Source organism: Halalkalibacter sp. HAAS-P013 (assembly GCF_056619925.1).
This window is the reverse complement of sequence record NZ_JBWQTU010000001.1, coordinates 476,880-502,609: the sequence shown is the minus strand read 5'-3', so window position 1 is coordinate 502,609 and position 25,730 is coordinate 476,880. Positions and strand designations below refer to the sequence as shown.

The 25,730-nt window shown below is 38.6% G+C and carries 28 protein-coding genes and 1 pseudogene; 28 read left to right on the top strand and 1 reads right to left on the bottom strand.

Translation table 11 applies throughout. The features are described from left to right. The first annotated feature begins 1 nt into the window (after nucleotide 1). Nucleotides 2–592: a lysophospholipid acyltransferase family protein gene (locus tag AC1FXP_RS02655; protein WP_480058512.1), complete on the top strand. Its 591-nt coding sequence runs from the start codon at nucleotides 2–4 to the stop codon at nucleotides 590–592. A gap of 91 nt (nucleotides 593–683) precedes the next feature. Continuing rightward, nucleotides 684–1,841: a 30S ribosomal protein S1 gene (gene rpsA / locus AC1FXP_RS02650; protein ID WP_250094826.1), complete on the top strand. Its 1,158-nt coding sequence runs from the start codon at nucleotides 684–686 to the stop codon at nucleotides 1,839–1,841. 86 nt (nucleotides 1,842–1,927) lie between these two features. Here the strand turns inward: rpsA and AC1FXP_RS02645 are convergent, their stop codons facing one another. Then, nucleotides 1,928–2,062 carry a YpzI family protein gene (locus AC1FXP_RS02645; RefSeq protein ID WP_480058511.1) on the bottom strand — a complete coding sequence of 45 codons (135 nt, stop codon included), beginning with the start codon at nucleotides 2,060–2,062 and terminating at the stop codon, nucleotides 1,928–1,930. A gap of 125 nt (nucleotides 2,063–2,187) precedes the next feature. Here AC1FXP_RS02645 and AC1FXP_RS02640 point away from each other — a divergent pair, with 125 nt between their 5' ends. The 26 genes and pseudogenes from AC1FXP_RS02640 to trpA all read left to right on the top strand — a co-directional run bounded on the left by AC1FXP_RS02640 (nucleotide 2,188) and on the right by trpA (nucleotide 25,723). Continuing rightward, nucleotides 2,188–2,802 (top strand): YphA family membrane protein, encoded by a 615-nt coding sequence (locus tag AC1FXP_RS02640; protein ID WP_480058509.1) that lies wholly within the window; start codon nucleotides 2,188–2,190, stop codon nucleotides 2,800–2,802. A 98-nt stretch (nucleotides 2,803–2,900) separates the two neighbouring features. Then, entirely contained in the window at nucleotides 2,901–4,214 is a 1,314-nt protein-coding gene (der, locus tag AC1FXP_RS02635; RefSeq protein ID WP_480058508.1) for a ribosome biogenesis GTPase Der, read from the top strand. A gap of 136 nt (nucleotides 4,215–4,350) precedes the next feature. Further along, nucleotides 4,351–4,968 carry a glycerol-3-phosphate 1-O-acyltransferase PlsY gene (gene plsY, locus AC1FXP_RS02630; RefSeq protein WP_480058506.1) on the top strand — a complete coding sequence of 206 codons (618 nt, stop codon included), beginning with the start codon at nucleotides 4,351–4,353 and terminating at the stop codon, nucleotides 4,966–4,968. A gap of 16 nt (nucleotides 4,969–4,984) precedes the next feature. Continuing rightward, nucleotides 4,985–6,010, top strand: coding sequence for an NAD(P)H-dependent glycerol-3-phosphate dehydrogenase (locus AC1FXP_RS02625; RefSeq protein ID WP_480058504.1), 1,026 nt, complete (start codon nucleotides 4,985–4,987; stop codon nucleotides 6,008–6,010). Nucleotides 6,011–6,128: 118 nt separating this feature from the next. After that, nucleotides 6,129–6,395: a stage VI sporulation protein F gene (locus AC1FXP_RS02620; protein WP_250094832.1), complete on the top strand. Its 267-nt coding sequence runs from the start codon at nucleotides 6,129–6,131 to the stop codon at nucleotides 6,393–6,395. Between the two features lie 264 nt (nucleotides 6,396–6,659). Then, complete coding sequence (locus AC1FXP_RS02615; RefSeq protein WP_250094833.1) at nucleotides 6,660–6,863, top strand: DUF2768 domain-containing protein; 204 nt, start codon at nucleotides 6,660–6,662, stop codon at nucleotides 6,861–6,863. Between the two features lie 21 nt (nucleotides 6,864–6,884). Further along, a complete protein-coding gene (locus AC1FXP_RS02610; RefSeq protein ID WP_480058502.1) occupies nucleotides 6,885–7,604 on the top strand; it encodes a hypothetical protein in 720 nt (239 codons plus the stop codon). 231 nt (nucleotides 7,605–7,835) lie between these two features. Beyond that, on the top strand, nucleotides 7,836–9,314 hold the full coding sequence (gene spoIVA / locus AC1FXP_RS02605; protein WP_480058500.1) for a stage IV sporulation protein A: 1,479 nt from the start codon (nucleotides 7,836–7,838) through the stop codon (nucleotides 9,312–9,314). A gap of 396 nt (nucleotides 9,315–9,710) precedes the next feature. Then, nucleotides 9,711–9,929, top strand: a complete 219-nt coding sequence (gene mtrB / locus AC1FXP_RS02600) for a trp RNA-binding attenuation protein MtrB (RefSeq protein WP_034628532.1) — start codon at nucleotides 9,711–9,713, stop codon at nucleotides 9,927–9,929. A 101-nt stretch (nucleotides 9,930–10,030) separates the two neighbouring features. Further along, nucleotides 10,031–10,819: a heptaprenyl diphosphate synthase component 1 gene (locus AC1FXP_RS02595; RefSeq protein ID WP_480058498.1), complete on the top strand. Its 789-nt coding sequence runs from the start codon at nucleotides 10,031–10,033 to the stop codon at nucleotides 10,817–10,819. 11 nt (nucleotides 10,820–10,830) lie between these two features. Further along, complete coding sequence (menG, locus tag AC1FXP_RS02590) at nucleotides 10,831–11,544, top strand: demethylmenaquinone methyltransferase (RefSeq protein WP_480058886.1); 714 nt, start codon at nucleotides 10,831–10,833, stop codon at nucleotides 11,542–11,544. 21 nt (nucleotides 11,545–11,565) lie between these two features. Further along, a complete protein-coding gene (locus AC1FXP_RS02585) occupies nucleotides 11,566–12,429 on the top strand; it encodes a UbiA-like polyprenyltransferase (protein WP_480058496.1) in 864 nt (287 codons plus the stop codon). After that, nucleotides 12,426–13,034, top strand: a complete 609-nt coding sequence (locus AC1FXP_RS02580; RefSeq protein ID WP_480058495.1) for a UbiX family flavin prenyltransferase — start codon at nucleotides 12,426–12,428, stop codon at nucleotides 13,032–13,034. The genes AC1FXP_RS02585 and AC1FXP_RS02580 overlap by 4 nt, the downstream gene beginning before the upstream one ends. Beyond that, nucleotides 13,031–13,879 carry a menaquinone biosynthesis protein gene (locus tag AC1FXP_RS02575; protein WP_480058494.1) on the top strand — a complete coding sequence of 283 codons (849 nt, stop codon included), beginning with the start codon at nucleotides 13,031–13,033 and terminating at the stop codon, nucleotides 13,877–13,879. Before AC1FXP_RS02580 ends, AC1FXP_RS02575 begins: the two co-directional genes overlap by 4 nt. Nucleotides 13,880–13,935: 56 nt before the next feature. Further along, on the top strand, nucleotides 13,936–14,907 hold the full coding sequence (gene hepT, locus AC1FXP_RS02570; RefSeq protein WP_480058492.1) for a heptaprenyl diphosphate synthase component II: 972 nt from the start codon (nucleotides 13,936–13,938) through the stop codon (nucleotides 14,905–14,907). A 388-nt stretch (nucleotides 14,908–15,295) separates the two neighbouring features. After that, complete coding sequence (gene ndk / locus AC1FXP_RS02565; protein ID WP_480058490.1) at nucleotides 15,296–15,739, top strand: nucleoside-diphosphate kinase; 444 nt, start codon at nucleotides 15,296–15,298, stop codon at nucleotides 15,737–15,739. Between the two features lie 202 nt (nucleotides 15,740–15,941). Beyond that, a pseudogene (locus tag AC1FXP_RS02560) lies at nucleotides 15,942–16,645 on the top strand (CheR family methyltransferase); the annotation flags it as partial. A 239-nt stretch (nucleotides 16,646–16,884) separates the two neighbouring features. Next, nucleotides 16,885–18,057, top strand: coding sequence for a chorismate synthase (aroC, locus tag AC1FXP_RS02555; protein ID WP_480058489.1), 1,173 nt, complete (start codon nucleotides 16,885–16,887; stop codon nucleotides 18,055–18,057). Further along, nucleotides 18,057–19,154, top strand: a complete 1,098-nt coding sequence (gene aroB, locus AC1FXP_RS02550) for a 3-dehydroquinate synthase (protein WP_480058487.1) — start codon at nucleotides 18,057–18,059, stop codon at nucleotides 19,152–19,154. The genes aroC and aroB overlap by 1 nt, the downstream gene beginning before the upstream one ends. Next, the gene (gene aroH, locus AC1FXP_RS02545) at nucleotides 19,147–19,518 is read left to right on the top strand and encodes a chorismate mutase (RefSeq protein ID WP_480058485.1); all 372 of its coding nucleotides are present in this window, start codon (nucleotides 19,147–19,149) and stop codon (nucleotides 19,516–19,518) included. Before aroB ends, aroH begins: the two co-directional genes overlap by 8 nt. 299 nt (nucleotides 19,519–19,817) lie before the next feature. Next, a complete protein-coding gene (gene trpE, locus AC1FXP_RS02540; protein WP_480058483.1) occupies nucleotides 19,818–21,329 on the top strand; it encodes an anthranilate synthase component I in 1,512 nt (503 codons plus the stop codon). Then, nucleotides 21,322–22,341: an anthranilate phosphoribosyltransferase gene (gene trpD / locus AC1FXP_RS02535; protein ID WP_480058482.1), complete on the top strand. Its 1,020-nt coding sequence runs from the start codon at nucleotides 21,322–21,324 to the stop codon at nucleotides 22,339–22,341. Before trpE ends, trpD begins: the two co-directional genes overlap by 8 nt. Further along, nucleotides 22,334–23,107: an indole-3-glycerol phosphate synthase TrpC gene (gene trpC / locus AC1FXP_RS02530; RefSeq protein ID WP_480058480.1), complete on the top strand. Its 774-nt coding sequence runs from the start codon at nucleotides 22,334–22,336 to the stop codon at nucleotides 23,105–23,107. The genes trpD and trpC overlap by 8 nt, the downstream gene beginning before the upstream one ends. Next, nucleotides 23,091–23,750 (top strand): phosphoribosylanthranilate isomerase, encoded by a 660-nt coding sequence (locus AC1FXP_RS02525; RefSeq protein ID WP_480058478.1) that lies wholly within the window; start codon nucleotides 23,091–23,093, stop codon nucleotides 23,748–23,750. Before trpC ends, AC1FXP_RS02525 begins: the two co-directional genes overlap by 17 nt. Next, a complete protein-coding gene (gene trpB / locus AC1FXP_RS02520) occupies nucleotides 23,728–24,930 on the top strand; it encodes a tryptophan synthase subunit beta (RefSeq protein WP_480058477.1) in 1,203 nt (400 codons plus the stop codon). Before AC1FXP_RS02525 ends, trpB begins: the two co-directional genes overlap by 23 nt. Continuing rightward, complete coding sequence (gene trpA / locus AC1FXP_RS02515) at nucleotides 24,920–25,723, top strand: tryptophan synthase subunit alpha (protein WP_480058475.1); 804 nt, start codon at nucleotides 24,920–24,922, stop codon at nucleotides 25,721–25,723. The genes trpB and trpA overlap by 11 nt, the downstream gene beginning before the upstream one ends. Nucleotides 25,724–25,730: the final 7 nt, after the last annotated feature.

Here is a 25,730-nt window from a genome sequence, read left to right as displayed (position 1 = left end):
GATGCGAATTTATCAATTTGGTCAAAGTGTAAGCAGAATATTTCTCTCGACTTCTTATAAAGTGGAGATAATCGGTAAAGAAAACATACCCGATTCAGGGGCAACGATTCTTTGTTGCAATCATATCCATAATTTTGATCCACCTCTTCTAGGAGCCTATATTAAAAGACAGTTGCATTACATGGCAAAACAAGAGTTATTCGAAAAGCCAATATTAAAAGGGCTGCTACCTAAATTAGGTGCTTTTCCTGTAAGAAGAGGAATGAGTGATAAGCAAGCGATACGTACAGCCATGAAATTATTAAAAGAAGGCAAGATGATAGGCTTATTTCCAGAAGGAACGAGAAGCAAGGATGGCAAATTAGGAAAAGGTTTAACAGGAGCTGGATTTTTTGCTCTTCGAACAGATGCTGTTGTTATTCCATGTGCCATTATTGGCCCATATCGAACGTTCAAATCTTTAAAGTTAGTCTACGGACCACCTATTGATTTTAGTGAATTGCGGGAGCGTAAGGCATCTGCTGAAGAAGCAACGGAAGTCATCATGACTGAAATCAAAAAGTTAATAGAAGAACATAAATTGAAATCATAGTAATCACTTTTCTTTCGCTAGCGTGAAAGATAGTTAAAATAATAGTTAGATACCGCTACTAGACTGCGGGGATTGAAGGAGGCAAAAGTCAATGGTCGAAGAAATGAACAATGAAGTAACGGAAATGAAGTCTTTTTCTGTAGGGGATGTTGTAACAGGGAAAGTGACAAAAGTCGAAGATAAACAAGCGTTTGTCGATGTAGGTTTTAAAGTAGATGGCATTGTGCCAATTAGTGAGTTATCAAGTTTACATGTAGAAAAAGTCAGTGATGTTCTTTCAGTTGACGATGAGCTCGAATTAAAAGTTCTAAAATTAGAGGATGATGAGCTAATCCTTTCAAAGCGGGCGGTACAAGCTGAGAAAGCATGGGATGAGCTTCAACAAGCTTACGAGTCTGGCCAAATTCTTGAAGTGGAAGTGGCGGATGTCGTAAAGGGAGGACTCGTTGTCGATGTAGGTGTGCGCGGATTCATCCCTGCTTCTTTAGTAGAACGTCATTTCGTTGAGGATTTTTCAGATTACAAAGGACGTACATTACGTTTAAAAGTAGCTGAAATTGATAAAGAAAACAATAAGCTTATTCTTTCTCAACGTGCCGTTTTGGATGAAGAAGTAGAACAGAAGAAACGCAATGTTCTCCAAACTTTAAAAGCTGGCGATGTCGTTGAAGGAAAAGTACAACGTTTAACAGATTTTGGCGCATTTGTAGATGTAGGTGGTGTTGATGGTTTAGTACATATTTCTCAGCTTGCGCACCATCGGGTTGAAAAGCCATCTGATGTCGTTAATGAAGGTGATGTTGTTAAGGTTAAGATTTTATCTGTTGATGAAGATAGTGAACGAGTTTCATTGTCTATCAAAGACACATTGCCTGGTCCATGGGAAAGCTATTCAGGAAAAGTGGCTGCTGGTGATGTAGTTGAAGGTGTCGTAAGACGTCTTGTGTCATTTGGAGCATTTATTGAACTTGCTCCTGGGGTAGAGGGCTTAGTTCACATTTCACAAATTGCAAACCGTCACATCGGCACACCATCTGAAGTATTAACTGAAGGTGAGAAGGTTGAAGTGAAAGTATTAGATGTGAATATAGAAGAAAAGCGTATATCCTTAAGTATTCGCGATTTACTAGAGGAAGAGGAGTCTGGTGATGCAGATTACCAAGCTTATGAAGCTTCAAAAGAAGAGGAGTCAGCAGGATTTTCTCTTGGAGATATGATTGGAGATCAATTAAAGAAATATAAGAACTAATTTTATATCATGTAACAAAAATCGGCATCCTTAAAAAGGTGCCGATTTTTATTGGATAAAAAGGGAGTGACTTTACCGAATAGAACTTATGGACGTTGTTGCTGCCTAGCTTGATCAGGGCTTTGCATTTTTGCAGAACCTGTATAATCTAAACTTTGGTCTCGATCGGATTCAACTCGACCAGATTTTTTTAGTTTTTTTTCTTGGCGATCTTTCCCCATGTTATCCCCCTCCTTTATGTAGAATCAAAGAATCGTATTTATTGTCCCGCAAAGTCTTATTTCTATGTATTTTATGGTTAGAACGACTTCACTTCGTCGATACTTAAAAGGAAGGAGGTGGCATAATGGAAGGTATTTTTATTTATTGGTTTGGTTGGATATTTTGGGTAGTGATCACCTTTTTTTGGTCAAAATCAAAAGCAAGGTTTTGGAGTGCGTTCTCATTACTACTATTTTTTATTTTACTTCCCAAAACGTTAGTCTTTGCAAATACAACAGTTCATTTAGTTTATGTTATATTTTCCGGCTATTTATTTTGGCAGTTAAATAAGGTGAAAGAATGTAATTTGGTTCATGCCTTTATTGCTTCAATTACTATTGCAGCAGCTTATGCTGGCTTTCAAATGATGATGATATTTGATCCGGTTGTAGTGTACATTGATAGTCGCTGGATGATAGGATTAATGACAGCTATTATCTCCTTTTTCTTAGCTGCAACATTTAGGCATCGATTATTGTTTGCATTTTCTGGTCTAATTCAAGGCGAGCTTTTAACTGGGCTTGTTACGCAACATCATCTTTATATGGATTATAGCATAGGCAGTCTTTATTTCTTTGATATTGTTGCTGTAGTAGGGGGTCTATATAGTGTCGTTTGGGGATTAAAACAGGTTTCTGTTGCCCTTGGGAAACTTGTCCTGAGAGAACCGAAAACGAGTGTGTTAAAGCAAAGTTCATAAAAGTAGAAGTCGACAACAATGTAGAAATCAAGTAAAATAAATAAGTTGCAAGAAAAAATGGATGATTTTACATAGTAAAATAGAAAGGTTGTGACGTTATGACCAAGCCAGTTGTAGCGATAGTCGGACGTCCTAATGTTGGGAAGTCAACGATTTTTAATCGAATAGTAGGAGAACGGGTAGCGATTGTAGAAGATATGCCAGGAGTTACACGTGATCGTATTTATAGTAAGGGGGAATGGTTAAATCGTGAATTTAATCTAATTGATACAGGTGGAATTGAATTAGGAGATGAGCCCTTATTAGTCCAAATGCGTGCCCAAGCAGAACTAGCGATAAAGGAAGCTGATGTAATAATTTTTATCGTTAATGGTCGAGAAGGAATCACAGGTGCTGATCAAGAAGTAGCGAAACTTTTATTTAGATCAGACAAGCCTGTTGTTCTTGGGGTGAATAAGATTGATAATCCTGATATGCAAGAAGAGTTATATGAGTTTTATTCATTAGGAATGGATACCCCTTACCCAATTTCAGGATCTCACGGATTAGGACTAGGTGATTTACTAGACCAAGTTATTAAGCATTTTCCAGATGAAGAAGAAGATCCGTATGATGAAGATACGATTCGTATTTCATTAATAGGTAGACCTAATGTAGGGAAATCTTCCATTGTTAATGCGATGCTTGGAGAGGAACGAGTTATCGTAAGCAATATTCCAGGTACAACGAGAGATGCGATTGATACTCCTTTCACACAGGATGATCAAGATTATGTCCTTATTGATACAGCTGGGATGCGGAAACGTGGAAAAGTCTATGAGGCAACTGAGAAATACAGTGTACTGCGTTCTCTTAAGGCGATTGAACGTTCAAATGTAGTTCTTGTAGTTATTAATGCAGAAGAAGGCTTAATTGAGCAAGACAAAAAAATCGCAGGTTATGCTCATGAAGCTGGACGTGCAGTCATCATTGTTGTCAACAAATGGGATGCCGTAGCTAAAGATGACAAAACGATGAAGAATTTTGAAACAAAGCTTAGAGAAGAGCTTTTGTTTTTAACGTATGCACCGATCTTGTTTGTTTCTGCAAAGACAAAACAACGCCTTCATACGGTTTTGCCTATGGTTAAAAATGTATCGGAGAATCACCATCTTCGAGTTCCTACAAATGTTCTAAATGATATGATTATGGATGCAGTAGCGATGAATCCAACACCAACAGACAAAGGGAAACGACTCAAGATTAATTATGTGACTCAAGTGGCTGTGGAACCGCCGACTTTTGTTTTCTTCGTAAACGAACCTGAATTAATGCACTTTTCTTATGAAAGGTTTCTAGAGAATCGCCTAAGGGCTACATTTAATTTTGAAGGAACCCCAATTAAAATTTTTGCTAGAAAGAAAAATGTTTAACAGGACTTCAAAAAGGGATGTTTCCCTTTTTGAAGTCTAACGCTACTAATGTGATACATAGTGATAGTCACATTAAACTGCTTTTGCTAAATTTGTATCTAAGTAGCGAAGGAGCGTTAGAAATGGGGGATGGATTATGTATTTTATTGGACTTATCATAATTATTCTAATTGGCTATCTTTTAGGCTCTTTAAGCTTTAGCTATATTATTGCAAAAAAAATTAAAAAAGTAGATATACGGCAACATGGGAGTGGAAATGCTGGGGCTACAAATACATTACGAGTGTTAGGCCTCGGTCCTGCATTACTTGTGTTAGCTCTTGACGTTCTAAAAGGGATTGTAGCAGTGTGGATTGGTGTCGCAGTTGCACCTGATCAAACAGGTTTATATCCAGCTTTAGCGGGTCTCGCTGCCATCCTAGGTCATAATTGGCCTATATACTACGGATTTAGAGGTGGAAAAGGGGTTGCGACAACAATTGGCGTATTAGCAACCATTGTTTTCTTCCCAGCTTTGTTTGCTGGTATTGTTGCAATTGGAAGTATTGTTATAACAAGGTATGTTTCACTAGGTTCGATATTATTTGCAATTTTAACACCACTCTTTGCATTATTTCTCCTTGATTATTATGGTTATCCTGTTATTTATGGTTATTTAGCCATTGTTGTGGCCCTTCTTTCTATTTGGAGGCATCGAACCAATATAAAACGATTGCTTGCTGGAACAGAAAGCAAAATCGGACAGAAATCATAAAAAAGGAGTGAGTCAATTGACTAAGGTTGCTGTTATTGGTGCAGGTAGTTGGGGAACAGCCTTAGCTATGGTATTAGCTGATAATGAATTGGAAGTGAAGATTTGGGCAAGACGTAAGGAACAAATTGAGGAAATAAATCAGCACCATACTAATTCTAAATATTTACCTAATGTTGTCTTATCTAATCGGATTACTGGACATGTAGAGCTGAAAGAAACATTAGAAGGTGTCAAAATAGTCCTTCTAGTCGTACCGACAAAGGCCATTCGTGAGACGGTAACAGAGATACAAAAAGAGTTGCAAGCGCCGGTTACAATTATTCATGCTAGCAAAGGAATTGAACCTGGCACTCATAAACGAATTTCTGAAATGATTGAAGAAGAGTTTGGAGATTCAGATTTATTGAAAGATGTTGTTGTCTTGTCTGGGCCAAGTCATGCTGAAGAGGTAAGTCAGAGACAACCTACAACGGTTACGGTATCTTCAAAAAGTTCAGCGGCCTCGGAATTAGCTCAAGATTTATTTATTAATCAACATTTTCGTGTATATACAAATCCAGATCTTGTAGGTGTTGAGATTGGTGGTGCACTTAAGAATACGATTGCACTTGTGTGTGGTTTAACAAATGGGCTTGGGATGGGTGATAACACAAAAGCGGCAATTATGACTCGCGGATTAGCAGAAATTACACGTGTAGGAGTGAAACTAGGTGCAAGCCCATTAACATTTGCTGGACTTTCAGGTTTAGGTGATCTTATTGTTACGTGTACGAGTGTACACTCAAGAAATTTTCGAGCCGGGTTTATGATAGGCCAAGGAAAGACGTTAGATGAAGTATTAAATTCGATGGGAATGGTTGTCGAAGGTATTAGAACAACAAAGGCTGCTTACGAATTGTCAGAAAAATTACAGGTTGAAATGCCTATCACATCTGCACTTTATGCTGTCTTGTTTGAAGGGCTCAAACCAGAACAGGCAACGGAACGTCTCATGGGACGAGTGAAAAAGCATGAAGTGGAACAATTAAATATTGATTTATAGGTTGGTAGTTAAGTCCACTGAAAAAGGTTGAGTTCAAACTTTTTCAGTGGCTTCTTATGCACCTTCTCCTTTATATCGCATATGATATCGTGATATTACGAAAGAGGGAGGGCGCAACATGTTCCAAAATAATGACTCATCTTTCATGGACCAAATTCAAAAGAAGACTAATGTAAGACCTGACGAATTACTAAAGTTAGCTAATTCTGTTAGTAATACAAATCTTAAAGATGAAGCAGCAGTAAGACAGCTTATTGCACAAGTTGCAAAGCTTGCAAACAAACCTGTATCAAAAGAAAAAGAAGATCAAATTGTCAAAGCTATTACAACTAATAATATGCCAATGGACTTTGCTTCACTTGCAAAGATGTTCAATAAAAAATAAATATCCTGTGTAGGCAAAAGCCACAAGCAAATTAGTGGTTCTTGCATATACTTGTAGGGAACGAACATTACTATAGGGCTGTGTTTTAGACGAAGGGTTTCGTCAAGTTGGAGAAGTGTGCCCCCACTTCTCCAACTTTTTTTTAGTTAGATTGATTTAGTAATATAAAGCAAAAATCTATTTGTCCTTAGTCTGTCACCGACAATATGGACAAGCTGTGCTATAATGTGTTGGGCAAATAGGAAATATGGAGGATGATAGATCGTGTCACAAGCGATGATGAATATGTGGATATCATTTTTTGCGCTAGCGCTTATGTTTGTATCCGCAGGAACAGCTATTTTTAGTCGAGCAAAATTAAAAGGGTGGCTTCAAAAGCTCGTATTAGCCTTTTCTTTTATATGTTTGCTTGTTTCTGGGTGGATTGTCTTTCTTATTGTAATCGTTGGACCTACGGCTACTTTATAATAAGAAAGGAGTTAGAAAAGAATGAAAAAATGTAGTTTTGTCTTGTTATCAATAAGCTTATTGTTGTTAAGTGGTTGCTTATTTCCAGATGATCAACGTGCTGAGAATCGGATTGCCTATCCGGATCAACTTCAATCGGTTCAGCATGCTGTAGAGCAATTTCAAACGGATACGGGCGTTTTGCCTATTCGAACATTCGATGAAACCACCTCTCTTTATCAAAGATATATTATAGATTTCAATCAATTAGTTCCAAGGTACTTACAACAACCACCTGGTACTGCATTTGAGAATGGTGGCGTATTTCAATATGTCCTTGTAAATGTTGAGGAGCAACCGGAAATAAAAGTAATAGATTTAACGTCACAGCGAGAAATTCAGCAATTGCAACAACGGTTAAATGATTACATGAGGCAGCATCGTTTTGCTCCCATTGAAGAAATGCTGGATGTGGGGCTTTTTAAGCTCGATCACGAAGCCCTAAATTACAAAGAAGCTCCACATGTTAGAAGCCCTTATCATGATACGTATTTACCTTTATTATTAACAAATGATGGTGAGATCATCATTGATTATCGAATTGATCTAAACATGATGCTCAAAGGGCATGATCATTCATTCGAAGAAGGCGATGATATTAGGTCATTATTATACGAGCACACACCATTTGTACCTTTACGAAGTGTCCCATATGTATTAGATGAAAATGGGGAACCGACTTATGCAATGGAGCTTAGATAAAAACAATAGATTTATAAATATTTTTGGTATAATGCTCCTTCCGTGCTGATATACATATCAGAGGAAGGGGCATTTTTGTTTTTCCCCTTCTCGGTAGCCCAAAAACGAGAATCTTCTAACTTTCTAGTAAAGGTTGTCATAAACCTTGTACAACATCATAGATATGATAGTGTCAAAGGTTTTCGGAAAGTAGTTGAGACTCAAATTTTTACTCGATCGGGAGGGGATCACGTGGAAAAGGTTGATATTTTCAAGGATATTGCTGAACGCACTGGCGGCGATATTTATCTAGGAGTTGTAGGTGCGGTTCGAACAGGGAAGTCGACATTCATTAAGAAATTTATGGAGCTAGTCGTTCTCCCGAATATTGCAAATGAATCAGAAAAAGCGAGAGCTCAAGATGAGCTACCGCAAAGTGCAGCAGGAAAAACCATCATGACAACAGAACCAAAATTTGTTCCAAATCAAGCCATTTCCATTCATGTTGACGACGGCTTGGATGTGAATGTTCGTCTCGTCGATTGTGTTGGTTACGCTGTTCCAGGAGCAAAAGGCTACGAGGATGAACATGGGCCTAGGATGATTAATACTCCTTGGTATGAGGAACCTATCCCATTTCAAGAAGCAGCGGAAATTGGAACGCGAAAAGTCATTCAAGAGCACTCAACATTAGGTGTTGTCGTTACAACTGATGGTTCAATAGGTGAGATTCCGCGTCAAGATTATTTAGAATCGGAGGCGCGAGTTGTAGAGGAATTAAAAGAAGTTGGCAAGCCGTTTATTATGGTTGTGAATAGTGTTAGACCACACCATCCAGATACGGAACAACTTAGGGCCAAGCTAGCTGAAGAATATGACATTCCTTGTCTTGCAATGAGCATTGAAAGCATGACAGATCAAGATATTAACAATGTACTACGTGAGGTACTATATGAGTTTCCAGTACATGAGGTTAATGTTAATCTTCCAAGCTGGGTTATGGTGCTAAGAGAAGATCATTGGTTACGTCAAAGCTATGAAGAATCAGTCCGCGAGACGGTTAAAGATATTAAGAGGCTTCGCGATGTTGATCGGGTTGTCGGCCAATTTACTGAGTATGAATTTATTGATGATGCACGTTTAGCAGGCATTGAAATGGGGCAAGGGATTGCTGAAATTGACTTGTATGCTCCAGACGATTTATATGACCAAGTGTTAAAAGAAGTTGTCGGTGTGGAGATTAGAGGGAAGGATCATCTCTTACAACTAATGCAAGACTTTGCTCATGCGAAGGAAGAATACGATCAAGTGGCCGATGCTCTTAGAATGGTGAAACAAACGGGTTACGGAATCGCTGCTCCTGCTCTATCCGATATGAGTCTTGATGAACCAGAAATTATCCGTCAAGGATCAAGATTTGGAGTAAGGTTAAAAGCTGTTGCTCCATCTATTCATATGATTAAAGTGGATGTTGAGTCTGAGTTTGCTCCAATTATAGGAACAGAAAAGCAAAGTGAGGAGCTCGTTCGCTACTTAATGCAGGACTTTGAAGAGAATCCTCTATCTATTTGGAATTCAGATATTTTCGGACGATCGCTTAATTCGATTGTACGTGAAGGCATATCAGCAAAATTATCTCTTATGCCTGAAAATGCCCGTTACAAACTAAAGGAAACGTTAGAGCGCATCATCAATGAGGGCTCTGGTGGTCTGATTGCCATTATCCTATAACATGATAAAGTAGAGTCTACTAAGAACGGCGCTGAAAAGGCGAAAGTCGACCTTATTCCGAAAGTTGCAAGCCTTCTATGAAAAATCACTCATAGAAGGCTTTTTGGTGTGAAAAACTTCTCACACCAATGGCAAAGGCTCTGCACATTGCATAGAGGGCACTAAGGGGGTTCTTTTTGCTTTATTAATCATGTCTATGCTAAGATTTACAGGAGTGCCCTTTTTAAAAATAGCAACAGGCACTAGTCATCATTTGCGAATTTCACCCATAATAAAGCAAATTAAATCGGGGATTGAGTTTTTTAGCTCCTTAAGAAGCGAAAATTTCTAATCCATGATAAGATAGATCATGTTAGAATAGGTAGTATTGAATTACGTGAGAATAGGAGAGTTGAGATGAGTAATCAAAATGAATTTTTTGTCATAAAAGCAAAAGAAAATGGTGTCAATGTTATTGGCTTAACACGAGGGTCTGATACTCGATTTCACCATTCTGAAAAACTTGATAAAGGTGAAGTTATGATCGCACAATTTACAGAACATACATCAGCTGTAAAAGTCAGAGGGAAAGCGATCATTCAAACAAGTCACGGGACGATGGATACGGAAGAATAATACCTTTTACATAGTAGGTTATTGTAGAACCTATGATATAATAGATGGGGTTTTTAAATAGGCAACTACAACAATGAAGGACGGAATTTGGGGGATTTTTTATGAACAAAAGTAAGTTTAATGAGCAAGTAACAGAAATCAAAAGGAGCTTTTATAGCTTAACTGAGCATCTATATTTGCAATCGTATGTTCCTGAACCAGAAATAGATGATGATAAGGTTCGTTTTCTAATAGCTATGATGTACAAGCGATTGCCAAATACAGAAGCAAAAATGTTTGCGATTTCAGCATTATTACTTCAAGCTGCATTCGATATGCATGATGAGGTCTCCCTTCATCCAGTTACTTCAGACGAGTTGCGAAAAAACCGACAGCTGACCGTGCTTGCAGGTGACCATTATGTCAGCCTTTTCTATTTTTTGCTGGCGGAAAAAAAGCATGTTCCTATGATACGGATTTTTGGACAATCGATTCAAGAAATTAATGAATCGAAAATGAACTTATACAATAATTTAGAAAATGTTAGTTATGACGACCTGCAACATACAAGTGCGCAAATCGAGTCAGCCCTAATGCAAAATATGGCACACTATTTTGAGCAATTAACATGGAAATCCGTCATAAGTGATTTTTTTTATTTAAAAAAGCTTGTTCGAGAAAAGGCAGATTGGTTAAATGGAAAGAAAACTGTACTTATTGATTCCATTCTTCGTGATCGATTACCAGGGGAAGACAAGCTGCAAAGTATTGAAAGAAAGTTAGAAGACGTGAAAGATCGATTACTTACAAGCAGCAAAGAACTTAACACTTTTGAAAACTTCATCATTGAACACGTTGATGAATTATTAGGGCATTCGCCATATCAAGAGATAGCAGCAGAAGAAGGGTAAGGGTGAGCATGATGACACAAACGAAAGAAGAACGAGTTCATCAAGTATTTGAATCGATTTATAAAAAATACGATATTATGAATTCGGTTATTAGTTTCCAACGCCATAAAGCTTGGCGAAAGGATACGATGAAAAGAATGAATGTTCAAAAAGGAAATGAAGCATTGGATGTTTGCTGCGGGACAGCAGATTGGGCGATAGCTTTAGGAGAAGCGGTTGGTCCTAGCGGTCATGTAGAAGGTCTAGATTTCAGCAAAAATATGTTGAAGATTGGCCAAGAGAAAGTAGAAGAAAAGAAGCTTACTCAAGTGAATTTGCGTCATGGCAATGCCATGGAGCTACCGTATGAAGATAATCGCTTCGACTTTGTTACAATTGGATTTGGTTTAAGGAATGTTCCGGATTATATGAAGGTGTTACGGGAAATGCATCGTGTCGTAAAACCAGGCGGAACCGTTGTATGCTTAGAAACCTCTCAACCAACTATTCCAGGTTTTAAGCAGTTATACTTTTTTTATTTTCGCCAAGTTATGCCGGTGTTTGGGAAGTTATTTGCTAAGAGTTATGAAGAATATTCATGGCTTCAAGAATCAACGATGTCATTTCCCGATCGCGAAAGGTTGGCAGAAATGTTTCGTGAGGCAGGTTTTGTAGATGTGGAAGTGAAACCCTATTCAGGTGGAGTAGCAGCAATGCATTTAGGGAAAAAATCAGTTGGAAAATAGTAGAATTGGGGCAGATATTTCGTGATTAGAAAGTTGAAGATCATCTTAGAAATGATTAAGTTTGAACACACCGTTTTTGCCTTGCCATTTGCTTATTTTGGTGCAATGTTGGGTGGATTTATTGTTAATGGGACAATGCCAACATTATCTCAATGGATTTGGATTACCGTAGCAATGGTTGGGGCGAGAAGCGCAGCTATGTCATTAAACAGAGTGATTGATGAGCAGATTGATAAACATAACCCAAGGACGGCAACAAGAGCGATTCCTGCAGGTTTAGTTTCAAAAATAGAAGTGTTATTATTTATCATTATTTCATTCGCTTTGCTATTTTATGCAGCTTTTCAGTTAAACATGCTAGCAGTTTATTTATTGCCGGTTGCTGTCTTTTTTCTAGTTATTTATTCATACACGAAACGATTTACATGGATGTGCCATATCATTCTAGGGGGAACGATTGGAATTGCGCCTCTAGGCGGATGGGTTGGTGCAACAGGAACATTGACATGGGAAGCTCTTCTTTTGTTTTTGGCTGTTGCTTTATGGACGGCTGGATTTGATGTTATTTACGCAACACAGGATGCAGATTACGACAGGGAACATGGTTTGTTTTCTATTCCTAGTCGCTTTGGTATTGGACGAGCACTTAAGATTGCTCGTTTTCTGCATGTCATTAGTTTTCTAAGCTTTCTTGGCTTGTTTTTCTTTACTGAGCTTGGTTGGTTATATTTTATTGGCGTAATCATTGCTGGTGCGATAATGATTTATGAGCATTCCCTTGTCTCAGAAGATGACCTTTCCAAATTAAACGTAGCCTTTTTCACGATGAACGGGATTTTAAGTATTGTCATGTTCGTTTTCGCGATGGGAGATGTACTACTATGAGTGAAAGCATGAGAGGGATTTATACGGTTGGGATTACAGGGGCAAGTGGAGCCATTTATGGTGTTCGTTTAGTTCAACAGCTCCTATCTGAATCTTACAAAGTACACTTAATTTTAACAGAAGCTGCATGGCGTGTATTTCAAGAAGAACTCCTCTTAAATACAGAAGACAGAGACAGCGTCATTCAAGATTTGTTCGGTAACTATGGCGGAGAACTTCATACACATCATTTGCATGATTATGGAGCACCAATTGCTAGTGGTTCTTACCAAAACGATGGAATGATTATTATTCCATGCTCAATGGGGACTCTTTCAGGAATTGCTCATGGTGCTTCGGGTAACCTGCTAGAACGTACGGCTGATGTTATGTTAAAAGAAGGTCGTAAACTTGTATTAGTCCCAAGGGAAACCCCTTTAAATCAGCTTCATTTAGAAAATATGTTGCGAATTTCAAAAGTGGGGGCAAAAATTTTGCCTGCTATGCCTGGTTTTTATCATCTGCCTAAGACAATGGATGACCTAGTGAATTTCCTTGTTGGCAAAGCGCTAGATAGCTTAGGTGTAGAGCATGAGTTATTTACACGATGGGGGGAAGAAAGATGAGTGTTGTAATTGGTGAGATTTCCTACACAAATATTTTACCGTTTTTTTATCATTTAGATAAAAAAATGCTTACTGAGCATAACTGTCAATTTGTTCCCCAAGTTCCCACTCAGTTAAATAATGAAATGTCAAAAGGCCGGATTGATATTGGCGGGATTTCTTCTTATGCTTATGCTGAAAATGCACCGAGCTATACGTTGCTTCCCAATTTATCAGTAACTTCATATGGAGCGGTAAATTCGATTTTTCTTTTCTCAAAAGTGCCGTTACAAGAATTGAATGGGAAGAAAGTTGCTTTAACATGGAGCTCGGCTTCTTCTGTTCACCTTTTAAAAATAATATTGGAGCACTTTCATACGTTGCAAATCTCATATACGACGATGAATCCAAATGTAAAGAGCATGTTACAAGATCATGATGCATGTCTGTTAATTGGCGATGATGCCATTGTGGCACGGCGTGAGTATGCAACGTCTCTATATCATTATGATTTGGGTGAACTGTGGTTTGAAAAAACGGGGCTGCCTATGACGTTTGCCGTTTTTGCGGTCAGAAACGAAACATTACGAAATCACCCAAGCTTAGTTGGACTTATTTATCGTTCATTTCTACAAAGCAAATTAGAAAGTGAATCGAAAAATTATCAGCCGATGATTGCTGATATTTTAAAAACGCATGGTGGCGAGAAGGCATTTTGGGATTATTATTTTCAAAAGCTCTGCAATGACTTTGGTCCAGAGGAGCAAAAGGGATTATCCTATTATTTTGATCTTCTATATCAAATGAATTATTTATCTCAACCGGTTAAAGTACTACGTATTTGGGATGAGGTTGGAAGTAAGTAGTAGATAGAACACTAATTGACGATTTGAAATCGTCGTGACGATATAAGGTGGACGACATGAAACTAGCAGAAATTTATATGCAATTTCAATCAGATATTAATATAATTGAGAAAGAACTTGAAGAAACAGTTCAAACGAAAAATGATGTCTTGCAAGAGGCAGCAACTCAACTGCTAAGAGCAGGTGGAAAAAGAATTCGGCCTGTTTTTGTTTTGTTGGCAGCGAGGTTTGGACAATATGATATTAACAAGTTAAAGCACATTGCTGTTCCGCTTGAATTAATTCATATGGGTTCACTCGTTCATGATGACGTGATTGACGATGCTGAACTTAGACGTGGAAAAAAAACAATTAAGTCTCAGTGGGATAATCGTGTCGCGATGTATACCGGTGACTTTATTTTTGGAAAAGCTTTAGAAACGTCAACTTTCTTTGCTAATCCCCAAATTCATCAAATTTTATCGAATGCAATGGTAGAAATGTGTCTTGGCGAAATTGAACAAATTAAAGATCAATACAATTGGGGGCAAAACTTCCGGGTCTATTTACGCCGCATCAAACGAAAAACAGCTTTGTTAATCGCCGTTAGTTGTGAGTTAGGCGCCCTTGCAGCAAATGCAGACAGAGACATTCAAAGAAACCTTTATCAATTCGGCTACAATGTAGGGATGTCTTTTCAGATTACAGATGATGTATTAGACTTTGTTGGAACGGAAGAACAGTTAGGCAAGCCAGCAGGTGGTGATTTGCGACAAGGGAATGTAACGTTGCCTGCACTTTATGCGATGCATTATGATACTAAAATTAAGCATCTGATTAAAGAAATGCTCGCAACAAATTACCCTGAGAATATAGATGTTTCTCCGATTTTAGAGGCTATTAATAATTCAGGAGGAATTGAATATTCTATTTCGATAAGTGATCAATACTTAGAAAAAGCCTATCATGCTCTAGAAAGGTTACCTGATACGGAAGAAAAAACATACTTACGAGAAATTGCAGCCTATATCGGCAAGCGCAAATTTTAAGAGGGTACTGAAAAGGTCGGTTTTACAAGGCCGCTGAAAAAGGTACGGTTTTTACCTTTTCTCAGTGGTTTTTAAGCAATGAGCGGAACCGTTGCTTTGTCTTAAGCCTGTTATGAGTGGGTTTCTCATAACAGGCGCGCAACGTGTGGAGCCATTGTTACTTCATCGAATTTGCTAAAAGAGACTTTTTCAGTGCCTTCGGTTTTACCTTTTAGTACCCACTGTAGCATTAAGTACACTACTATAACTAAAATTATATTTTTTTTGATTTGATATGGAAATGATAGTGTTTTCTTTGAAATATTTCACAAGTAATATTGTGACTATTCTAGATGTTTGCTATACTAATAGTGGTTTTATTACATACTCTGATAGGAGCGATCAACAAATGGAACGTACATATTTAATGGTTAAGCCAGATGGTGTGCAACGTAATTTAATTGGTGAGATTGTATCGCGTTTCGAGAAGAAAGGTTTCACTTTAGTAGGAGCGAAGTTAATGACAGTTTCAAAGGAATTAGCTGAAACGCACTACGGTGAACATAAGGAGCGTCCTTTCTTTGGAGAGTTAGTTAGCTTTATTACATCAGGTCCTGTTTTTGCAATGGTCTGGGAAGGCGAGAATGTTATTTCTACAGCTCGTACGATGATGGGTTCAACGAATCCTGCAGAAGCGGCTCCAGGGACTATTCGAGGAGATTATGGTGTACAAGTATCTATGAATGTAATTCATGGATCAGATTCGCCGGCTAGTGCAGAAAGAGAAATTTCTCTTTTCTTTAATGAACAAGAACTAAATAACTATGAAAAAGAAGTTAGTAAGTGGGTATAATGTAAGCGTTTCTAAAAAGCTCGTCCAATTGGATGAGCTTTTTTTGTGGAAGTAGAAGAAGATAGTAGTCTTATTATTTTTGAGAATTTATTGATTGGATTCAAAGACAAGTTACTAGTCTTAGTTTAGTTTGCAAATTATCATAGCAATTTGCAATCATTCGTCGTATGATTAATCCATTACTTAACGAGAGGTTACATGCATGAGTCAAGACTACGAGCAATTTATAGTAAATATCAAAAAGAAAACAGTGATTGATTTGTCTTTGTATAAAGAGGCACAAATGAAGCGTCGTCTTGACTCTTTGCGCAGCAAAAAAGGGTATCCAGATTTTCAATCATTTTACCGAGCGATGTCGGGTGATGAGGATCTGTATAACGAATTTTCTTGAGCGAATGACAATCAACGTATCTGAATTCTATCGTAATGCAAAGAGGTGGGAAGTACTCGAACAGAAGATTCTTCCAAGGCTTTTACATGTACGTTCCAGCTTAAAACTATGGAGTGCTGCTTGCTCTACTGGGGAAGAACCTTATACACTAGCTATGATTATGTCTAAATTTATGCCAATTACAAACAATATTGGCGACCGATTTAGATCGGGCATTTCTTGAACGGGCTAAACTTGGATTATATACCGAACGTTCATTAAAAGAAGTTCCTGCAGATATATTATCAAGATATTTTGAGAAAGAGCCAATGGGGTATCATGTAAAAGAGGAAATTAAAAGGACTGTTGAATTTAGACATCAAAATTCACTTGCAGACCGCTTCGAAAATCAATATGATTTAATTATTTGCCGTAATGTTATGATCTATTTTACAGAAGAAGCAAAGAATGAGCTTTACCATAAGTTTAGCCAAGCACTAGAGCCTGGTGGAGTATTATTTGTTGGAAGTACGGAGTAAATCTTTAATCTGTCTATGTATCAATTTGAACCGGAAGATACGTTTTTTATAAAAAGATATAGCTTTTAGAATAGGTTATAAAAGTTTCCTTAGACGAATGGGCCTGAGTTTGATAAAATGTCTAAATAATAACGAAATTGTCTAAATTTTTTGAGACAGCACATTATAAACTATGTTATAATTTAACGCATAAAAGCGATAAAGAGAAAAGTGTTGTTGGAATTGGAGGAGTCGAGATGAGATATTTAACAGCTGGTGAGTCACATGGCCCGCAACTAACGACGATAATTGAAGGGGTACCTGCTCAACTTGAGTTAGTAGCGAGTGATATTAATTATGATTTAGCGCGCAGGCAAGGAGGATACGGACGCGGGAGAAGGATGCAAATTGAAAAGGACCAAGTCCAAATTTTAAGTGGAGTTCGCCACGGGAAAACAACAGGTGCACCAATTGCTCTTGTTGTTGAGAATAAAGATTGGACCCATTGGACAAAAATTATGGGTGCAGAACCGATTGGTGAAGACGAAGAAAAAGAAGTGAAGCGTAAATTAACACGTCCTCGCCCTGGACATGCTGACTTAAATGGAGCGATAAAATATGGCCACCGTGATATGCGCAATGTATTAGAACGTTCATCTGCGCGTGAAACAACCGTACGTGTGGCTGCAGGTGCTGTTGCGAAGAAGATTCTTGCAGCTTTTGGTATTAAAGTAGGAGGACATGTTCTTGAAATTGGTGGAGTAAAAGCTGAGAATGTTCACTATGATTCAGTAGACGATCTTCAGAAACGTTCAGAAGCGTCACAAGTTCGTTGTTTAGATGAAGAAGCTAGCGTGAAAATGATGGAAGCAATTGATGCAGCCAAAAAAGACGGTGATTCAATCGGAGGTATTGTAGAAGTAGTAGTTGAAAATGTACCAGTTGGGTTAGGCAGTCACGTTCATTATGACCGTAAGCTTGATGGGAAATTAGCTGCTGCGATTATGAGTATTAATGCTTTTAAAGGAGTCGAAATTGGAATTGGCTTTGAAGCTGCACAACTACCAGGGAGTCAAGTGCATGATGAAATCATTTGGGACGAAGAACATGGTTATAGTCGAAAAACGAATCGCTTAGGTGGGCTAGAAGGTGGAATGACAACAGGTATGCCAATTGTTGTACGTGGTGTTATGAAACCAATTCCTACATTATATAAACCACTTCAAAGTGTTGATATTGATACGAAAGAGCCATTTGAAGCAAGCATTGAACGCTCTGATAGTTGTGCAGTTCCAGCTGCTTCTGTTGTCGCTGAGTCAGTAATCGCTTGGGAAATTGCCAATGCGTTGCTTGAAACGTTCGGTCACGATCAAATCGGTACGATTCAAGAAAATGTAGAACGTCATCAGGCTAAAGCGAGGGAGTTTTAATGAATCACGTTCTAATTGAAGCGAAGTCAAAAACGTATAAAGTTTTTATCGATGCTGGATTACGTTCAAAGATAGGCGAAATGATGGATTCTATTTTGAGGAGTCATGTGTCATCTGTACTTATTATTACGGATTCATCTGTCGCACCGCTTTATTTAGATGATGTAGTAGGAAGCTTTCATGAGAAGCTTCCTATTTACACAACGGTTATAAAAAGCGGAGAAGCATCCAAATCATTTGAAGTTTATGAACAGGTTATGACTAAGGCTTTAGAAAGTGGACTAGACAGGAAATCAGTCATCGTCGCACTAGGTGGTGGAGTTGTTGGTGATTTAGCTGGGTTTGTAGCTTCTACATATATGCGTGGCATCCGCTTTGTTCAAGTTCCGACTACGTTGTTAGCTCACGACAGCAGTGTTGGAGGCAAAGTGGCAATTAATCACCCACTAGGAAAAAATATGGTAGGAAGCTTCCATCAACCTGAAGCGGTCTTTTATGATACAGAGGCTCTTTACTCGTTACCGGAAAAAGAATGGCGTTCGGGCTTTGCTGAAGTGATAAAACATGGATTTATTCGTAATCATACATTTTTAAATTGGTTACAAGAAGAAGTTACTTCGTTTGAGGAACTTCCTGTAGAGTTAGTTAATCAAATGCTAGAGAAATCCCTAGCTGTTAAAGCGAATATTGTTGCTGAGGATGAGATGGAATCTGGTGTTCGAGCTTATTTAAATTTCGGGCATACTCTAGCTCATGCTATTGAGTCAGAATCAGGCTATGGGGTTGTAACACATGGAGAAGCCGTAGCTATTGGAATGATTTTTGCATTGAAACTAAGTGAACAAATTTTTGAAGTAGACTTAGACGTGAAAAGATATGAAGCATGGTTTAAACAACTAGGTTATAAAACGAAAATATCAAATCAACTCCAAATTTCTAAGCTAGTAACGAAGATGCAAAATGATAAGAAGGCAGAAGCTGGAACGATTCGAATGGTTCTATTACGAAAGATCGAAGAGGCGGTATTAATCGAGGTTCCACCTAATACCATTGAACAGTTACTAGTTGAACAGATGGAGGTGGAGATAAATGGTTAGAGGGATACGTGGAGCTATTACAATTGAATCAAATACGGAGAGCGAGATTGTTGAAGCCTCAAAAGAACTTGTACAAGTCTTAATTTCGACGAATAACATTGATCCTAAAAGTGTAGCACAAGTACTTTTTACAGTCACGGAGGATGTTACAGCTACTTTTCCGGCAAAAGTATTAAGGGGATTTGAGGGCTGGTCATACGTACCAGTTGTTTGTGCACAGGAAATTCCTGTCCCTGGAAGCCTGCCGCTTTGCATTCGAGTATTAATGACGGTCAATACAGACATTGCTCAAGAAGAGATCGCACATGCTTATTTGCGTGAAGCAACGAAATTACGACCAGATTTAGCCTTGACGAATGAATAAGAAAACGTTAGACTAGGGGCAGATGAGATGAAGAAATGATTTTCTTCGAGCCTAGTTTAGTAATTATTTACATTGAAAAGAATGAATATTTAGATTAGTAGAGAATGAGATTGAGTTGAGGAGAGCTGAGTTTAGTTGAGGGATACATTTATCTATAATCCTCCTAAACGCTATGTTTAGGAGGTTTTTTATTTTATAAGAGAGCCAAATCTAAAGAATAAGTTTAGATTCGTTGGCCTGGATATACCCCACACCCCCTCCCACTCATTTCATTCATTCCCATTAAGGAGTGTTTGCAAATGATAACCCCAACTTTTTTAGAATTTGAAAAAGCAGCTGAAACATTTAATACCATCCCTGTAGTGGAACGTTTTTTTGCTGACGGTTTGACGCCGGTACAGATTGTTCATCAATTAGGTGATCAAGTGTCATTTCTACTAGAAAGTAAGGATGAGCAGTCTTCTTGGTCTAGATACTCTTTTATAGGGTTAAACCCTATGTTTGAATTAATTGAGGAAAAAGGCGTATGTCGCACTTATTCAAAGCATCGTGAAATGGTTCTTGAGAAAAAATCATTTCAAGAAGCGTTTGATGAAACGATGACCTATCTTAATGTTCAACCGTTAGATATTCCGATTCCTTTTCGCGGCGGCGCGGTAGGTTATATGAGCTATGATGCAATTGAGACGATTGAACCAACACTTGCTACGAGTAGTGAAGAAAGGTTAGCTCATTATCAGTTTCTATTTTGTCAAACGTTAATTGCCTATGATCATCAAAATAAAGAATTATCCGTATTAGTTCACGCCAGACCTAACGAAGAAGAATCATTAGTTAATACGTATCATTCTGCAAGAGCGGAAATAAAGCGAATTTCTTCACTACTAGAACAACCAGTTAATGCGTTAATGTTAAAAAACGTCCCAAAAACGGATGAAGAAGTGTCTTTTGAGAATGTTACTTCGAACTATGAAAAGGAAGCATTTTTGTCAGATGTGAACAAAATAAAAGATTACATTTTAGCTGGAGATGTTTTTCAAACAGTTCTTTCACAGCGATTTGAGATGAGTGTGTCGGCTTCTGCACTTGAAGTATATCGCGTATTAAGAATGGTTAATCCATCCCCTTACTTGTTCTATTTAAAGTTTGATGAGATGGAAGTGGTAGGAAGTTCTCCAGAAAGACTTGTTCAAGTACAGGATGGTCATGTAGAAATTCATCCTATCGCAGGAACGAGAAAAAGAGGTCAAAATGAAAAAGAGGATCAACAACTAGCAGAGGATTTATTAGCAGATGAAAAAGAACGTGCTGAACATTATATGCTTGTTGACTTAGCTAGAAATGATGTTGGTCGGATCGCTGAATATGGATCTGTTAAAACACCGACAATGCTTTCGATTGAACGATTCTCACATGTTATGCATATCGTTTCAAAAGTGACTGGAAGACTTCGACAAGGGACCCAACCGTTAGAAGCATTAATGGCATCTTTTCCAGCAGGCACTGTTTCAGGAGCACCAAAAATTCGCGCGATGGAAATATTACAGGAGCTAGAGCCAACGAAAAGAGGCGTATATGCAGGGGCGATTGGTTATCTTGGTTACGATGGCAACATCGATTCTTGTATTGCGATTCGAACGATGGTTATTAAAAATAAAAAGGCGTATATACAAGCAGGAGCTGGAATTGTTGCTGATTCCGTACCAGAGAAAGAATACGAGGAAACACAAAATAAGGCGAAAGCACTGATTCGAGCTGTACAATTAGCTGAAAAAATGTTTGGGGAAAAGGGGGTAACAACTCATGCTTAAAGATATTCTACGTTCATGTATGGATGGGCATACAATGACGGAATCAGAAGCAGAGAAAGCAATGAATGAAATTATGAAAGGAGCTGCAACTCCTAGTCAAATTGCGAGCCTATTAACGCTCATGCGTTTTCGTGGGGAAACAGTTGATGAAATGACAGGGTTTGCTCGTGCAATGCGTGCACATTCTCTTCGTTTAGAAACAGATGATATCCCAGTAGTTGATACATGTGGAACAGGTGGAGACGATCTAAGTACATTTAATATCTCAACGGCTTCTGCGATTGTTTTATCTGCTATGGGCGTGCCGGTTGCTAAGCATGGAAATCGTGCGGTTTCTTCCAAGAGTGGAAGTGCAGATGTATTAGAGGAGCTTTCTATTCCAACCCAACATAATAAGGAAGAAGCGAGAAGTGCTCTGTTAAATTCCAATCTTTGCTTTTTATTTGCACCACTTTATCATCAATCAATGAAGCATGCTGTTACACCTAGAAAGGAAATTGGATTTCGTACGATTTTTAATTTGTTAGGACCTATAACTAATCCAGCTGGAGCAAAGCATCAGCTAATTGGTGTGTACAACCATGAATTTGCAAAAAAATTAGCCGAAACACTAGTAAGGTTGGGGACAACTAAGACATTACTTGTAACTGGTGGAGAAGGCCTGGACGAATTATCAATCACAACGGAGTCAAACGTTATTGAGATAAATGGAGACGAACAAACAATCTATACAATTTCACCGGAAGATGTCGGCTTAAAAAGAGGAAATTTAGAGGATATTCAAGTGCGAACACCACATGAAAGTGCCTTGCTGATTAAAGAGATCTTAAAGGGGGAAGCAAACGCTTCGGCTTACGGAATTGTCGCGTTTAATGCCGCTGCTGCGTTATATACGACCAATCGAGTGAATTCTATCCAAGAAGGTGTGAAAGAAGTACAAAACGCCATTGATTCAGGTAAGGTGTATCGTCACTATCAATCACTGCAAAAGGAGAAACAACAATATGCTTGAGAAAATATTAGAAACGAAACGTGAAGAAATTGAGCAATTAATCATGCCTGAACATGAGGAAGTACTACACTTCTCATTATATAAAGCATTAAACAATTCGAATCGCTCCACTGGTCTCATTGCAGAAGTGAAGAAGGCGTCTCCTTCAAAAGGAATAATTTGTGAGGATTTTAACCCCGTAGAGATTGCTAAAGGGTATGAAAAAGGCGGAGCAGATGCAATTTCTGTGTTAACGGATGTTACCTATTTCAAAGGACATCGTGATTATCTTTCAGCTATAAAAAAAGAAGTACATCTTCCTGTGATGAGGAAAGACTTTATTATTGATAAAAATCAAGTTGAAGAAACACGGAATCTAGGTGCGGATGCGATGCTACTTATTGTAGGCACAGTTCCGATTCAAGAGTTAAAAGAATTATATGATTACGCCTATAGCCTTGGGCTAGAATGTTTAGTCGAAGTTCATGCGAAAGAAGAGTTAGAAGAACTCCTTTCTTGCTTTGCTCCGAAGATCATTGGCGTTAACAATCGCAATTTAAAAACGTTTGAAACATCCTTAACCCAAACGGAAGAGATGGCTACTCTTATTCCTGAAGGTAGTTTATTTGTTAGCGAAAGTGGCATTCACACAAGTGACGATATTAAGCGAGTTAAAAAAGCAGGAGCAGCTGGAGTACTAGTTGGAGAATCATTAATGAGAGCTGAGTCGCCTGAAAAAGGAATTGAAACGTTGTTTGGAGGAGAAGTCATTGCAGCCTCTTCTTAAATTATGTGGAAATCACTCCGCGCATGATACGACAGTAACACTGGCTAGTAGCGCAGATTATATTGGTTTTGTGTTTGCAAAGAGCAAAAGGCAGGTTGGTCGGGAACAAGTTCTCGAGTGGTTACGTGAACAGGAAAGCAAGAACGATAAAAAGCTCGTCGCCCTTTTTGTCAATGAGTCTGTAAAATCAATTTTAGAGGCAATCCGCGATCTGCCAATTGATGTGATTCAATGCCATGGGAATGAATCAGTAGAACAAGTGAAAGAACTAAAAGAACAAATTGATATCCCGATCTGGAAAGCCATCCATCATCATCAATCCGCGATCAGACTCATGCAAAGCTATGAAGGGATCGTCTCAGGTTATATCGTTGATTGTAAGGTTGGAGATCAGTGGGGAGGAACGGGTGTATCATTTGACTGGGACTACATTCCTTCTTATTTAGAAGAAGGGAAAAGACAAGGCGTTCAGGTTTTCATTGCTGGAGGAATCCGCCCAGAAAATGTCGAAAAAGTTTTACAATATTGTCCAGATGGAGTCGATGTTTCAAGTGGTATTGAAGAAAACGGTAAGAAATCTAGGGAGCTTATTAGGCAGCTAGAAGAAAGGATGAAGCGATATGGCAACAATGTATCCAGATAAGCGAGGACGCTTCGGTGATTTCGGTGGAAAGTATGTTCCGGAAACCTTGATGAGTGTTATTGAAGAACTAGAACAGGCTTTAGATGAAGCAAGTGCAGATGAATCTTTTGCTAAAGAGTACCTTACTCATTTACAAGAATATGCAGGTAGACCGACGGCTTTATCGTATGCAGAAAATTTGACTCAATCATTAGGAGGAGCCAAAATTTATTTAAAACGCGAAGACCTCTTACATACGGGGGCACATAAGCTCAATAATGCGATGGGTCAGGCGTTGCTTGCGAAAAAAATGGGGAAGACGAAAATCGTTGCAGAGACAGGTGCAGGGCAGCATGGGGTTGCCTCTGCGACCATTGCAGCAAAATTTGGCCTTGATTGTAAAGTGTTTATGGGTGCAGAAGATATGGAGAGACAGGCTCTAAATGTTTTCCGGATGGAATTACTAGGCGCAAAAGTCGTGCCTGCAACTTCAGGCAGCCAAACTTTAAAAGACGCAACAAATGAAGCCATTCGTTATTGGGTAGCAAACGCGGAGGACACATTTTATTTAATTGGTTCCGTTGTAGGACCTCATCCTTATCCGAAAATGGTTCGCGATTTTCAACGTATTATTGGAGACGAGGCGAAAAAGCAGTTTGTAGAAAGAGTTGGTCAGCTACCGACAGAAATTATTGCATGTGTCGGTGGTGGGAGTAACGCGATTGGGATGTTTTATCCGTTTCTTGAAGATGCAGTTAAATTAATTGGAGTTGAAGCTGCAGGCTTAGGAGTAGAGTCGGATAAACATGCCGCAACAATGACTCATGGAAGAAAGGGAGTTATACACGGGTCACTTACTTATTTATTACAGGATGAAGCTGGTCAAATTACAGAACCGTATTCCATTTCTGCAGGCCTTGATTATCCTGGTGTAGGTCCAGAACATGCTTACTTAGCGAGTAGTGGACGTGTATCCTATGAAGCAGTTACTGATCAACAAGCGTTAGATGCATTAAAGTTGTTATCTGAAACAGAAGGTATCATACCAGCAATTGAATCAGCACATGCTTTAGCAAAAGCATTTGAACGTGCAAAAGAGTTGACGCCAGATGACTCTATTCTCGTTTGCTTATCAGGTAGAGGAGACAAAGATGTTCATACATTAATGAAGCATTTTAGAGGTGATTCAAATGGCGAATAAGCGAATGGAAGTAGCTACAAGTACCGATAAATCATTGTTTATTCCGTTTATTACAGCTGGTGATCCATCAGCTGATGCAACAATCGAAATTGCTCTAACATTAGAAGAAGCTGGAGCTAGTATTTTAGAGTTAGGAATTCCATATTCAGACCCTCTCGCTGATGGACCGACGATTCAAGCTGCATCAAAGCGTTCCTTAAAAGGTGGCATGTCTTTAGAAGCGGCCTTAAAACTTGTCCCTGAAATGAGAAAGCGTGGGTTAACGATCCCTGTAATTATTTTTACTTATTTTAATCCATTGTTGCAGTATGGGGAAGAACGGTTTGTAAATGAAGCAGCGGAGCTAGGTATTGATGGATTGTTAGTACCAGATCTTCCTTTTGAAGAAAGTGAGCATTTAGATAAACTTTGTGAAGAAAATCATTTATCGCTCATCTCACTAGTTGCTCCAACTTCTAAGCAACGAATGATAAAGATTGCAGAACGTGCAAAAGGTTTTTTGTATTGCGTATCTTCATTAGGAGTAACAGGTGTTCGGAATGAACTAGATCCACGAGTATATGACTTTTTAAAAACTGTACGTGAAGCGAGCAAGATTCCAACGGCAGTTGGGTTCGGAATTTCTTCGAATGAACAAGTGAAAGCGATGAAACAACATGCTGATGGAGTTGTAGTTGGAAGTGCCCTAGTGTCTGTCATTGGAGAACAGGAAGAAGCATTGCGAAATAAGGAAACAAGACCAGCTGCACTTCAGGAAATAAAAAAGTTTGTCACTGCGCTCATTTCGTCGTAACATAATA